General features: G+C 72.0%; 9 protein-coding genes and 3 pseudogenes. 6 read left to right on the top strand and 6 right to left on the bottom strand.

The features are described 5' to 3' along the window. Positions 1-35: 35 nt before the first annotated feature. Positions 36-464 (bottom strand): IS200/IS605 family transposase, encoded by a 429-nt coding sequence (gene tnpA / locus P2424_RS00855; RefSeq protein ID WP_276473881.1) that lies wholly within the window; start codon positions 462-464, stop codon positions 36-38. 23 nt (positions 465-487) lie between these two features. Here tnpA and P2424_RS00850 point away from each other — a divergent pair, with 23 nt between their 5' ends. The 3 genes and pseudogenes from P2424_RS00850 (at position 488) to P2424_RS00835 (ending at position 2,891) form a co-directional block, all read left to right on the top strand. Further along, entirely contained in the window at positions 488-1,732 is a 1,245-nt protein-coding gene (locus P2424_RS00850) for an RNA-guided endonuclease TnpB family protein (protein ID WP_276473880.1), read from the top strand. Next, positions 1,723-1,893, top strand: a pseudogene (locus P2424_RS00845) (alcohol dehydrogenase); the annotation flags it as partial. The gene P2424_RS00850 and the pseudogene P2424_RS00845, both read left to right, overlap by 10 nt. A 686-nt stretch (positions 1,894-2,579) precedes the next feature. Continuing rightward, positions 2,580-2,891 carry a helix-turn-helix transcriptional regulator gene (locus P2424_RS00835; RefSeq protein WP_276473878.1) on the top strand — a complete coding sequence of 104 codons (312 nt, stop codon included), beginning with the start codon at positions 2,580-2,582 and terminating at the stop codon, positions 2,889-2,891. 74 nt (positions 2,892-2,965) lie between these two features. Here the strand turns inward: P2424_RS00835 and P2424_RS00830 are convergent. The 4 genes and pseudogenes from P2424_RS00830 to P2424_RS00815 all read right to left on the bottom strand — a co-directional run. Then, positions 2,966-3,123, bottom strand: a pseudogene (locus tag P2424_RS00830) (IS5/IS1182 family transposase); the annotation flags it as partial. 67 nt (positions 3,124-3,190) lie between these two features. Next, entirely contained in the window at positions 3,191-4,063 is an 873-nt protein-coding gene (locus tag P2424_RS00825; RefSeq protein ID WP_276473877.1) for a glycoside hydrolase family 16 protein, read from the bottom strand. Positions 4,064-4,630: 567 nt separating this feature from the next. Further along, positions 4,631-6,868: an MMPL family transporter gene (locus P2424_RS00820; RefSeq protein ID WP_276473876.1), complete on the bottom strand. Its 2,238-nt coding sequence runs from the start codon at positions 6,866-6,868 to the stop codon at positions 4,631-4,633. A gap of 110 nt (positions 6,869-6,978) precedes the next feature. Further along, on the bottom strand, positions 6,979-7,578 hold the full coding sequence (locus P2424_RS00815; protein WP_276473875.1) for a TetR/AcrR family transcriptional regulator: 600 nt from the start codon (positions 7,576-7,578) through the stop codon (positions 6,979-6,981). Positions 7,579-7,861: 283 nt separating this feature from the next. On the opposite strand from P2424_RS00815, the gene P2424_RS00810 reads away from it, so the two are divergent. From P2424_RS00810 to P2424_RS00800, 3 genes and pseudogenes are all read left to right on the top strand, one after another. Continuing rightward, positions 7,862-8,788 (top strand): NADP-dependent oxidoreductase, encoded by a 927-nt coding sequence (locus tag P2424_RS00810; RefSeq protein ID WP_276478773.1) that lies wholly within the window; start codon positions 7,862-7,864, stop codon positions 8,786-8,788. A 120-nt stretch (positions 8,789-8,908) separates the two neighbouring features. Further along, a pseudogene (locus P2424_RS00805) lies at positions 8,909-9,833 on the top strand (AraC family transcriptional regulator). Between the two features lie 325 nt (positions 9,834-10,158). After that, positions 10,159-12,459 (top strand): PI-PLC domain-containing protein, encoded by a 2,301-nt coding sequence (locus P2424_RS00800; protein WP_276473874.1) that lies wholly within the window; start codon positions 10,159-10,161, stop codon positions 12,457-12,459. A 46-nt stretch (positions 12,460-12,505) separates the two neighbouring features. Here the strand turns inward: P2424_RS00800 and P2424_RS00795 are convergent, their stop codons facing one another. Next, positions 12,506-12,925: a Fur family transcriptional regulator gene (locus P2424_RS00795; protein ID WP_078534806.1), complete on the bottom strand. Its 420-nt coding sequence runs from the start codon at positions 12,923-12,925 to the stop codon at positions 12,506-12,508.

Below are 12,925 nucleotides of genomic sequence, written 5' to 3'. Positions count from 1 at the left end.
GGGCGGGGGTGAATCGCCCCACGGCGGCGGCCCGCTCAGTGGGGCCGCTTCTGCTGTTCGATGTAGTCCTTGACCACCTGGAGCGGTGCGCCGCCGACCGATCCGGCGAAGTATGAGGGCGACCAGAAGTGTCCGTGCATGACGGCGCGGTTGACCCGGCCGGTGAACTCGGCGCGCAGACGCCGGGCAGAGACGCCCTTGAGTGAGTTCACCAGTCCGGACAGGGCGATCTTCGGCGGGTAGTGCACGAGGAGGTGCACGTGGTCGGCTTCGCCGTTGAACTCGGTGAGCGTGGCGCCGAAGTCGTCGCACACCTTGCGCATGGTCTCTTCGCAGCGTGTCAGCATCTCGTCGTCCATGGCGCCCCGCCGGTACCTCGTGACGAACACCAAGTGTGCGTGCAGGTTGTAGACGACCGTACGGCCCCTGCGGATATCGGGGTTTGGTTCCCATCGAGGTGACATAGACCAATGGTATGGTAGGGGTCATGCAGCTGCGGTACAGCTTCCGCCTGTACCCGGGCGCCGGTCAGCGCAGCGCGTTGGCACGGGCGTTCGGGTGTGCGCGGGTCGTCTTCAACGACGCGTTGCGCGTCCGGGAGGAGGCCCGCACGGCGGGGCTGCCGTTCGTCTCCTCGGGCGAGCTGTCGAAGCGGCTCACCGCGTCGAAGAAGACACCGGAGCGGGCCTGGCTCGGCGAGGTGTCCTCGGTGATCCTTCAGCAGTCCCTCCGGGACCTGGACACCGCGTACAAGAACTTCTTCGACGGCCTCAAGGGCAAGCGCCCCAAGATGGGGCCGCCCCGGTACAAGTCCCGCAAGGACAACCGGCAGACCGTCCGCTTCACCGCGAACGCGTCGTGGCGGATCACGGCGGGCGGGAAGCTGCGCCTGCCGAAGGTCGGCGACGTGCCCGTTCGCTGGTCCCGCGCCCTGCCGTCCACGCCGTCCACCGTGACGGTCTTGATGGACGCCACAGGCCGGTACTTCGCGAGCTTCGTCGTCGAGACGGACGCCTCTGAGGTGCTGCCGGAGACGTCGCCTGAAGTCGGCATCGACCTCGGGCTCGGGCACTTCGCGATCCTCTCCGACGGCACGAAGGTCGACAGCCCGCGCTTCCTGCGCCGGGCCGAGAAGCGGCTGAAGAAGGCACAGCGGGACCTGTCCCGCAAGCAGAAGGGCTCCGCGAACCGGGGCAAGGCCAGAGTGAAGGTCGCTCGCGCTCACGCGCGGGTCGCCGACGCGCGCCGCGAGTTCCACCACCAGCTCTCCACCCGGCTGATCCGCGAGAACCAAGCGGTCGCAGTGGAAGACCTGGCAGTGAAGGGACTCGCCCGTACGCGCCTGGCCAAGTCCGTGCACGACGCCGGATGGTCGGCGTTCGTGAACATGCTGGAGTACAAGGCCGCACGGTACGGGCGCACCTTCGTGAGGACCGGACGGTTCGAGCCCACCAGTCAGGTGTGCTCGCAGTGCGGTGTCAAGGACGCCCCCAAGCCCCTGCACGTCCGGGAGTGGACGTGCAGGGAGTGCTGGGCCGTCCTCGACCGAGACGTGAACGCGGCGGTCAACGTCGCGAAGGCGGCCGGACTGGCCGTTACGGCCTGTGGAGCGCAGGTAAGACCGGTACCCGTACCGGCGCAGCGCGTTGAAGCAGGAACCCACCGAGGCCCGCAGACGCGGGCAGTAGGAATCCCGGTCCTTCAGGGCCGGGAGGATGTCAAGGCGACATGACGCCGACCGGCGGGGAGATGACGGACCTGCTGGGCCTCATGGCCGCCGGGAGGCTCTCGGCGCCGGTCGGGCTGCGAGGCGACTGGCAGGGCGTGGACGACGCCGTCCGGGCGCTGTTCGCGCGGAAGGTGCACGGAAAGGCCGTTCTTGACGTGGCCTGAAGCCGCGGAGCAGGACACATACGTCGGCCGTCCGCCGTGGACCGGCGGTGGGCGGCGCGCGGCGGTGGACGAGAATGAACCCATGGATGTGCTGGCGGAGGTCTTGCGTGTTTCGGGTGCGCGTGGGGCGCTCGGGGTCATGCTGAAGGCCGGAGGAACCTGGGGTCTGTGGCTGGACTCCGCTTCGGGAGCGGCACTTCACGTGTGTCCCGCGGCACCGTGTGGCTCCACGTCCCTGGCGCGAAACCTCTTCAGGTGCAGGCCGGAGACGCCGTCCTGGTGCCGCCGGGCACCGCCCACGGGACAGCCGGCGGCGCCGGAGCGGCAATGGGTTCCTGCGACCGTGAAGCGGCGGCCCGGGCCTTCGGCGAGGGCCGAGCCCTGCGGCTGGGCTCGGCGCCGGTGCAGACGGAAGCGATCGTCCTGCACTATGAGCAGGATCCGGAGGTGCGCACCTCGGTGCTCGCCTCGCTCACTCGGCCGATGCACATCACAGCTCGGGAGAACGCGCAGTTCAGAAGGACCGTCGAACTTCTCGCTGCCGAACTCGCGCAGCCGCAGATCGGCACCACCGCCGCCATCAACAGCATCGTCGACCTTCTGCTCGTCCAGTTCGTACGCGCCTGGGCGCCCGCCACCCGCCGGAGCGGTCCGGCTCATGGCTGGGAGCGATGCGTGATCCGGTCGTGCGTGACGCTCTGGAACGTGTCCACGCCCAGCTGGAACACCCCTGGACCACGGAGACCCTGGCCGCCGCGACGAGCGTCTCCCGGGCGACGCTGTCCAGACGTTTCCGGTCCGCTCTCGGACAGACGCCGGGCGCGTACGTGACGCAGTGGCGCATCGACCTGGCGTCCGTCCGGCTCCGCGACACCGACGAGCCGGTCGAGTCGATCTCCGCCGCGGTCGGATACGGCTCTCCGCACGCCTTCAGCCGTGCCTTCAGACGTGCCCGAGGCACGGCCCCGGGCGCATACCGTTCCCGGCTTCGCAAGTGATACGGAGTCCGCGACGACGCGAACGGCCCGGCCTCGATCGACCGCCGCTCCACCCGGCCCGGCCCGAACTGCCCGCGTCTGTGCGCAGACGCGGGCACCGGGTGGGGGCATGCGGGCCAGGGCCTGTCTCCCAGCACTTCCACGCGATGGCCTCCAGGGTTCGGCGGTGATCAGCCCGTCGCCGACCGCGGACCGGATCGGCCGGCATCGGCGGCTCGATCCGGTCCCACATCGCGTCAATGATCACTCATCGGACGGACGCCTCGGATCAACTGACCAACCGGTCCAAGAGGCACGCTCTACTCGCCCGTGGTCACCCGCACGTAGTCGACGGTCATCTGCTGCGGGAAGTTCGTGGAGCCGTCCGGGTCGCCCGGCCAGTAGCCGCCCACGGCGAGGTTGAGGATCAGGAAGAACGGCTTGTCGAACACCCAGGGGTTGCCGCCCACATCGGCGGGCGTGCGCGTCTGGTAGACGTTCCCGTCCACCGACCAGCTCACGGAGCCGGGCGACCAGTCGATGGCGAAGGTGTGGAAGCCGTCGGCGAACGCCTCGCCGCCGGGCAGGGTGTATCCGGCGCCGATGCCGCCCGATCCGGAGTAGCCGGGGCCGTGCAGGGTGCCGTGCACGGTGCCCGGCTCGAAGCCCACGTTCTCCATCACGTCGATCTCGCCGCAGTCGGGCCAGCCGGCACTGCCGATGTCGTCACCGAGCATCCAGAAGGCCGGCCACATGCCCTGGCCGCGCGGCACCTTGATGCGTGCCTCGACGTGGCCGTGGGTCTGGGTGAACCGGCCGGCGGTGTTCAGCCGGGCCGAGGTGTACTCGCACCTGCCGTACCAGCACTGGTAGTTGCCGGGGTTCTCCTTGCGGGCGGTGATGACCAGATGGCCGTTGCCGTCGAGTGCGGCGTTGTCGGTGCCCGCCGTGTAGTACTGCCGCTCGTGGTTGTCGACGTTGTCACCGGTCTCGGTCTGCCACTTGCCGCTGTCGACCGGGGCGCCGGCGGGGCCGTCGAACTCGTCGGAGAAGGCGACCGCGCGGGTGCCGCCGGAGGGGCGCGGGGTGTCCACGGCGTCGGCGGATGCCGTGCCGGGCAGCAGTGCGGCGCTGAGGCAGCACAGCAGGGAGGCGCCGCACGCGGCGATGCGGCTTCGGCGGGAGAGTCTCACGTCAGCCCGTCCTTTCGTGGGGGAAGTGGACGTTGGACCTGCGCATGACAAGCTCGCGGAGTGTGTCCGCGGAGTCGTTCGCGTGCGGCAGGCCGCGGGCTTTCTTGATGACTTGTTGTAAGTGCGTCGGATCTGCCCGTCAAGGCTTTGGTCCAGACCGGATTGTGTTCAAGGAATGACGCCGCGCGCTTCCCGTGCCCCGGCGGGCGACCTGCTCCGCCGCCCCTCCCGGCGGGTCCGCGGCATGTGTGGACCTGTCGAGCACCCCTCGCGAACTGCGGATTCCGCGCCGGGCGTCCGAGCACCGCACGGGTGCCGCGCCGCGGGGCACGGCACGGTGCGTGGGTGTCATCTGTTCGACATGTGTCCGGCGCGCCGGACGGACGCCGAACCGTGGCCGTGCCCCCGTGAGCGGGGCGCGTGCGAAGTGCCGCAGTCGTGAACATGCCGCACTCGCGGACGGATTCACCTCGGTGCGCGGACCGTCCGCCCGGGCTCCTCGCGCACCCGAAAGGCCGGGAGGGCCCCGCCGAGCGGAGCCCTCCCGGCCGGTGCCACGGCGGCCGCTCAGGTGCGCACCAGCTCCCGGTCGTCGTCGGCGTCCGGGCCCTCACCGCTGCCGTCGGCAGCGGCACGCAGCCCCTCGCCCTCGATGTCGACGTCGGGCAGCGCCCGGTCCAGCCACCCGGGCAGCCACCAGGCGCGCTTGCCCAGCAGGGCCAGGACCGCCGGGACGATCGCCATCCGGACGACGAACGCGTCGAAGAAGACCGCGGTGGCCAGGCCGAAGCCGATCATCTTCACCATCGACTCGCTGGAGCCGATGAACCCGGCGAAGACGGCCATCATGATCACCGCCGCGGCCGTGACGACCCGCGCGCCGTGCCGGAAGCCGGTCACCACCGCCTGGCTCGGCTCCTCGCCGTGGACATGCGCCTCCCGCATCCGCGTCACGAGGAACACCTCGTAGTCCATCGCCAGGCCGAAGACGACCCCGACCATGAAGATCGGCATCATCGACATGACCGGGCCGGTCTGCTCGACGCCCATCAGGCCGGACAGCCAGCCCCACTGGAAGACGGCGACGACCGCGCCCAGCGCCGCCAGCACGCTCAGCAGGAAGCCGAGGGCCGCCTTCAGCGGGACCAGGATCGAGCGGAAGACCACGATCAGCAGCAGGAACGCCAGGCCCACCACCAGGGTCAGATACGGGACCAGCGCGTCGTCGAGCTTCTGGCTGACGTCGATGTTCATCGCGGTCGAGCCGGTCACCAGTACTTCGGCGCCGGTGCTGGACTTCAGGTCCGGGCCCGTGCCGCGGATGCCGTGGACCAGGTTCTCGGTCGCCGCGGAGGACGGTTCGGAGCTGGGGACCACGGTGATGATCGCGGTGTCGCCCGCCCGGTTGTACTTCGCGGGGGTGACCGCCGCGATGTCGTCCAGGCCCTTGATGTCCCCGGTCACGGTGGCGACGGCGCCCTTGGGATCGTCAGCGGCCTCGGCGTCGACCACCACCGTCAGCGGGCCGTTGAAGCCGGGGCCGAAGCCCTCCGACAGCAGGTCGTAGGCGCGGCGCTGGGTCGTCGACGTCGGCTGCGAACCGTCGTCGGGCAGTCCCAGCTCCAGCGCGGAGGTCGGGATCGCCGCGGCTCCGAGGCCGACCACGCCCAGCAGCAGGACGGTCACCGGCCGGCGCACGACGAAGCGGGCCCAGCGCGTCCCCGCGTTCGGCCGCTCCGCGCCGGATGCCGCCTTCCGCGCGGCCCGCCCGCCGCCCAGCAGCCGGCTCTTCTCGCCGGCCGGCTTCACCCGGCGGCCGACGTAGCCGAGCAGGGCCGGGACCATCGTCAGGGCGATCAGGACCGCGACGACCACCGTGCCCGCAGCCGCGACACCCATCTTGGTCAGCATGGGTATGTTGACGACCGCCAGGCCCACCAGCGCGATCACCACGGTCAGGCCCGCGAAGACCACCGCCGAGCCGGCGGTGCCCACGGCCCGGCCGACGGCCTCCTCGCGGTCGCGGCCCTCGGCCAACTCGGCGCGGTAGCGGGAGACGATGAACAGCGCGTAGTCGATGCCGACGGCGAGTCCGATCATCATCGCCAGCGTCGAGGTCGTGGACCCCAGCTCCAGCGTGCCGGCCAGCGCGGTGATCGTGGCGACCCCGGTACCGACCCCGATCAACGCGGTGAGCAGCGGCAGTCCGGCCGCGAGCAGCGAACCGAAGGTGATGATCAGCACCACGGCGGCGACGGCGATGCCGATGACCTCCGTCGCACCCGTCTCCGGCGTCGTGGTGAGCGCGTCCCCGCCGACCTCGACCGTCAGTCCGGTGTCGCGCGCGTCGGCAGCGGCCTCCCGCAGGTCCTCCCGCGTGGAGTCGGCCAGCTCCATGCCGGAGGACTCGTACGCCACCGACGCGTAGGCGGTGGTGCCGTCCCGGCTGACGCTCTTGGCCTGGTACGGGTCGGCGACGGAGGCGACCTCCGGACCGCCGGAGAGCTCCTTGACCGTCTGCTGGACCGCCGCCCTGTTGTCGGGGTCGGTCATCTTCTCGCCCGCGGGGGCCTTGAAGACGACGCGCGCGGTGGCGCCGTCGGCGCTGCTCCCGGGGAAGCGCTGCTCCAGCAGGTCGAAGGCCTTCTGGGCCTCGGTGCCGGGGATCGAGAACGACGTGCTCCCGGCGGCGGGCGCACCAGCCGCGCCGATCCCGGCGACCGCCAGCAGCGCCACCCAGAACAGGGCGACGAGGTGCCGGCGCCGGAAGGCGAGGCGTCCGATTTTGTGGAGGAACGTGGCCACGACGGCGTACTCCCGGTCTGTCGTGCGGTGTGAGGGCAGGGTCGATCAGCCCGACGACGTGAGCGGTGACGTCAGGTGGAGGGAACGGGTGGGGTGGTGGTCAGGGCTCGTCAGCGAGCCGGCACGCCGAGCGCGGGGAGCACGACGGCGTCGATGTAGGAGGCGAGGAACGCCTGGGTGGGCGGCTGGTCGTCGATCAGTGCGCGGGTGGCGAAGGCGCCGATCAGCATGTGCACCACGTACTCGAGCGCGGGGTTGTCCGCCCCGACCTCGCCCCGGTCGACGGCCCGCCGCAGTACCCGGTGGAACTCCGCCATCTCCGGCTCGATGAGCAGTTCCTTGAATGCCTGCAGCAGGTCCGGGTTGTGGTGCACCGCCATGAACAGCCCTCGCATCAAAGCGGAGTTCTGCTCCATGGCGCAGTCGTCCTCGCGGGCCACCAGAGCGTGGAAGTCGCCCCGCAGGGACCCGGTGTCGAGGTCGCCGGTCCGGCCCGGCTTGCTGTGCCGGACGGCTTTCGCCACGAGTTCCGGCTTGCCGCCCCACTGCCGGTAGAGGGTCGCCTTGCTGGAGCGGGTGCGGGCCGCCACGGCGTCCATGGTGAGGGCGTCGTAGCCGACTTCCCGGAGCAGGTCGAGCACGGCCTCGTACAGCTCGGCCTCGCGCTCGGGGGTGATCCGGCTGCGGCGTGTCGCTGTGCTCTCCGTCATGCCTCCCTCTCTTCCCGCTCCGAACGAAACGGTTTCGTACAGAGAACGGTACGCCATGGCAGCTAGCGAAACGAAACGGTTTCGTACGTGTGCTGGGTCACATGTGTGCCACGCGCTCGCGGCGGATGGCTCACCCTCCGGAAGAACGAGACGACAGGACATTTTCTGGAGAGCTGGGGATATTCAACCGCTCCGTCGCGCTCCCTGGCGTCGAGTACATCAACCCCGGGCGCCGGGCCGGAGAAAGACCCGGAGACCGTCCGGACAACCCAGGGAGACCCCCATTCGTGCTGTCATCCAGGAGTCCCTCGGCGGCCCCGAGGTCCTGCGGGTCGTCGAGACCGACCGCCCCGTCCCGCTCGGCGGCGAAGTCCTCGTCCGCGTCCGGGCGGTCGGGGTGAACCCCGTGGACGTCGCGGTCCGAGCCGGCGCGCTCCCGCTGCTCGGCGAGCCGTCGTTCGGCGTCGGCTGGGACCTCTCCGGCACCGTCGAGGAAGCGGCCCCCGGCGCCCGGTTCAAGCCCGGCGACGAGGTCTTCGGCATGCCGTACTTCCCCCGCGCGGCCGGCGGCTACGCCCAGTACGCGGTCGCGCCCTCCCGCCAGGTCGCCCGCAAGCCCGCAACCCTCGATCACGTGCAGGCCGCCGCCGTCCCGCTCGCCGGCCTCACCGCATGGCAGGGCCTGGCGGACGCGGCCCGGATCGAGGAGGGGCAGCGGGTGCTGATCCACCGGGCGGCGGGCGGCGTCGGCCACCTCGCCGTGCAGATGGCCAAGGCCCGCGGCGCCCACGTGATCGGCCTGGCGAGCGCGGCCAAGCACGACTTCGTCCGCGGTCTCGGCGCGGACGAGGTGATCGACCACCGCACCACCGACTTCACCGACGTGGTCGGGGACCTCGACGTCGTCCTCGACTCCAATGCCGACGGACTGCGCTCCCTGTCCGTCCTGCGGCCCGGCGGCACCCTGATCACCATCATGGAGCACTGGAACCGGGAACTGGCCGCGAAGGTCGAGGCGGCGGGCCGCACCTTCGCCGGGATCTCGGTGCAGCCCGACCAGGCCTCGCTCGAAGCGCTCGCCCAACTCATCGATGCCGGTCGCGTCCGGCCCCGGATCGCGCGCACCTCCCCGCTGGCCGAGGCCGCTGCCGCACACGAACTGGTCGAATCCGGCCAGGTCCAGGGCAAGGTCGTGCTGACCGTCGACTGACAGCGGGCCGCGGCGCAGGCCGTAGGGTGGACGCCCGGCCACGCCGGGCACGTGGGCACCGATCAGGGGAGGCCCAGAGGAGGCCCGGGGACCCGGGGGACCCGGGGAGGGGAGGCGAGGATGGACATCCTGACCGAGGCGCTCGGTTCGATGCGGACCGGGCGGCCCACCTCCGTGCGGACCAACGGCCGCGCCCCCTGGGGCCTGCGCCTCCCCCCGGTGGGCTTCCACGTGGTGCTCTACGGCTCCTGCTGGCTGGTCCCGCTGGCGAACGCCCCGCACCTGGCCCCCCTCGCGCTCAGCGCCGGGGACGTGGTCTTCCTCCGCGACGGACCGGGCCACGTCCTCGCCGACCAGCCGGACACCCCCGCCGAGGCGGAGCGGCCCGAGCAGTTCCGCCCCGGTTCGCCACTGGGAACCCTCACCATCGGCGGCGACGGCCCCCGCACGAGCCTGCTGTGCGGCAACTACCACCTGGAACAGGACCGCCCGCATCCGCTGGTGGGCCGGCTCCCGGAGGTCGTCCACCTCGCCACCCGGCACGGCCGGCACCCCGACCTGACCGCCGCCGTCCAGCTGCTCGGCGCCGAACTGGAGAACCCGCGCATCGGCTCGGCCGGCATCGTGCCCGCACTGATCGACTCGCTCCTCCTCTACATCCTGCGCGCCTGGCTGGTGCAGCAGCCCCCCTCGGACACCGGCGGTTGGGCCACCGCGCTCGCCGACCCCGCCGTCGCCCCCGCCCTCTCCGCCCTCCACCAGGACCCGGCGGCGCCGTGGACCGTGGAGACGCTGGCCCGGCGCGGGTCTCTCCCGCGCCGCCTTCGCCCGCCGCTTCTCCGCACTGGTCGGCGAACCACCCATGGCCTACCTCACCCGTTGGCGCATGATGACCGCGGCGCGTCTGCTGCGCGACTCGGCGGCACCGCTGACCACGGTCGCCGCCCGTACCGGATACGGCTCCGAATACGCCTTCGCCAAGGCGTTCAAGCGGGCCTACGGGCAGGCCCCCGGCCGCTACCGCCGCGAGGTGTGCGTGGCTTGAGGAACTGCCGGGAAGCAACCCGTCACTCCCGCGGCCGGGCGCCCCGGCCGCGGAAGACCGGTGCCTGCGGCGGACCGTCCGGGTGGCCGGAGCCATGGCGCCGCGCCCCCGGGGTAGACGACAGCCATGACGCGTTCCGGCAGCCCGCCCGTAGCCACCGCCCGCGACGACCCGTCCGGTCCCCGCACGGTCCGGGGAACGCGCCCGCCTCCGCCGCGCATAGCCTGCTCGCGGCTCCCCGCGCCGCCGCCCCGCACCGCGGCGGCGCACCGCGCCCGGGCCGCGCCCGAGCCCGCACGAACAGCTCACGACCCCAGGAGTACGGGTGCCGCGCAATACGCACGACACTGCCCCGGACACGCAACGAGGCCACGAGGAGCCGGACTCGGCGACCGGCCGGGCCAAGACCGCCGCGCGACCCGGCGCATGGCGCCGGGCGCGCTGGGTGCGCGTCGTACGACCGCTGGCGGCGGTGCTGGCGGCCCTGTGCGTGACGGCGCTGGCGACGGTGGGCACGCTGCGCAACACAGTCCTGGACCGCGGCTACTACCAGCACGTCCTGGACGAGGAGCGGGCCTACGACCGGCTCTACGACGAAGTGCTCGTCGCCCCCGAGGCCCAGCCGGTCACCCGGAGCCTGCTGGCACGCCTGCCGGTGCCCGAGTCCGTGGTGACCGCGAACCTCAAGACCGTCCTGCCCCCGGCGACCGTGCGCGAGCTCACCGACGAGCAGATCGCCGAGGTCACCAGCTATCTCCGGGGTGAGAAGGACACCCTCTCGGTCTCGGTCGACCTCTCTCCGGTACTTGCCAACATGGACAAGCTCGCCGAGGTGTACCTCGGCGGTCTGGTCTCCCAGGCGCAGGGCCGCGACAAGGCCGACTTCCCGGCCGCCGTGAAGCGCATCGACGCGGCGCTGGACGACGTCGCCGCCGGACGGCGCCCCGCCGACCTGCCCACCGTCGACCTGAGCGACCGGGCCGTGCGGGACCTCAGCAAGCTGCTGCTCTCCGGCGTGCCGGAGGGACAGCGCACCGCCCTGCGCCCGCAGGTGGAGGGCGCACTCGGAGTGGGGGACGTCGCCACCGCGCTGGCCGCGGTCGGCCCGCATGTGATCGGCGGACGCGCGGGCGTCGGAGCCGACGAGGGTGAGCAGGAACTGCTGCGCATCACCGAGGGCGGGCGGTGGGACGTCGTCAAGGACCTGGACAGCGGAGGCGTGTACACCGGGCCGCTGGAGGAGGCGCGCGGCTTCACCCGGCTCGCGCTGGGATGGGTCTACCCGCTTGCCGTCGCCGTCGGCGCACTGTCCGTCGCCTTCCTGTGGCTCACCGGACCGCGCCGCCGGCTGCGCAGGCTGCGTGCGGTCGGCTGGAGCATGGTCGCGGGCGGTCTGCTGACGGCCGGCCTCTTCCGGCTGGTGCAGTGGAAGGCGGACGGCCTGTGGGGGACGGCGCCCGGCTCGTGGCCGCCCTCGCTGGCCGTGCTGGTGGAGGACCTGGAGAGCACCGCGCTGGAGACCCTCACCGCCGCCGGAGCCTCCGCGGCCCTCACCCCGGTCGCCGTCGGGGTGCTGCTGGCGGCGCTCTCCTACGTACGGCGGCGGCCCCGGGCCGCGCAGTCGCTGTCCACCCGGGGCCGCACCGGGGTGCTGGCCGGACTGTCCGCGGTCACCACCACCGCGGTGGTGCTGGGGGTCACCTTCGTCCCGGCCGCCGCGAGCGGCTCCGGCTCCGAGCAGGACCTGTGCAACGGCTCGGCCCGTGCCTGCGAGCTGCGCTACGACCAGGCCGCCTACGTCGCCACCCACAACTCGATGTCGACGACCGCCGACCGTTTCATCAGTCCCCTCCAGGACGGCGACATCACCGCCCAGCTCGACAACGGCGCCCGGGCGCTGCTGCTGGACACCCACACCTGGGAGCGTCCCGACCAGATCGCCGAGCGGCTGAAGGTCTCGGAGTTCGCCCCGGAGATGCGCGACAAGATCACCGGGCTGATCGACGAGGCCACCCCCACCCAACCGGGCCTGTGGCTGTGCCATGCCGTCTGCCGCGGCGGTGCCATCCCGCTCGTCGACACCCTCCGCGACATCCGCGCCTGGCTCGACGAGCATCCGGCGGAGGTCGTGACGCTGATCGTGCAGGACGGCATCACCGGAGAGCAGACGGAGTCCGCGTTCCGGAAAGCCGGTCTGGAGGAGCTGCTGTTCACCCCTGACGACGACCCGAAGGCGGAGTGGCCGACACTGGGCGAGATGATCGAGGACGACAAGCGCCTGGTGGTCTTCGCCGAGCATGCGGACGGGCCCGCGCCCTGGTACCGGAACTTCTACCGGTACGGGATGGAGACGCCCTACGCCTTCTCCTCCCCGGAGAGGATGTCGTGCGCGCCCAACCGGGGCGGGACGGGCAAGCGGCTCTTCCTGATGAACCACTTCATCACCAGCGGCGGGGGGAGCCGGATCGACGCGCGGGAGGTCAACGCGAAGGGGTTCGTCCTCGACCGGGCCCGGCGCTGCGAGGCCGAGCGCGACCACCCGGTGAACTTCGTCGCCGTCGACTTCGCCAATCTCGGCGACGCGGCAGCCGCCGTCGAGACCCTCAACATGCGGCGGCGCCCCTGAGCTTCCCGATCCGGCGCCGGCCGGCTGCGCTCGGCGCGGCGCCGGTTCAGGCCCGGGCGGCGCAGTCGGGGCACCGGCCCCGATAGGTCAACTCGGCACCGGAGACGGTGAACCCGAACCGCTCGGAGGCCGGCAGGTCGGCCAGCGGGTCGCCATCGGGGTGGACGTCCCGGATGGTGCCGCAGTCGGAGCACACCAGATGGTGGTGTGACCGGTGCGCGTTGGGGTCGTAGCGCTTGGCGCGGCCGTCGGTGGCCACCTCGCGGACCTCACCGAGCAGCACCAGCTCGCCCAGGGCGTTGTAGACGGTCGCGCGGGAGATCTCCGGCAGCCGGGCGGCCGCGCGTGCCAGTACCTCGTCCGCGGTGAGGTGGACGTGTTCGCCGTCGAGTACCTCGGCGACAACCCGGCGCTGGGCGGTCATCCGCCAGCCGCGTCGGCGAAGCCGTTCCAGCAGGTCACTCAT

Origin of the sequence: Streptomyces sp. WMMB303, from assembly GCF_029351045.1 — a bacterium.
GTDB lineage: Bacteria > Actinomycetota > Actinomycetes > Streptomycetales > Streptomycetaceae > Streptomyces.
This window is presented reverse-complemented; position numbering and strand designations above follow the sequence as displayed.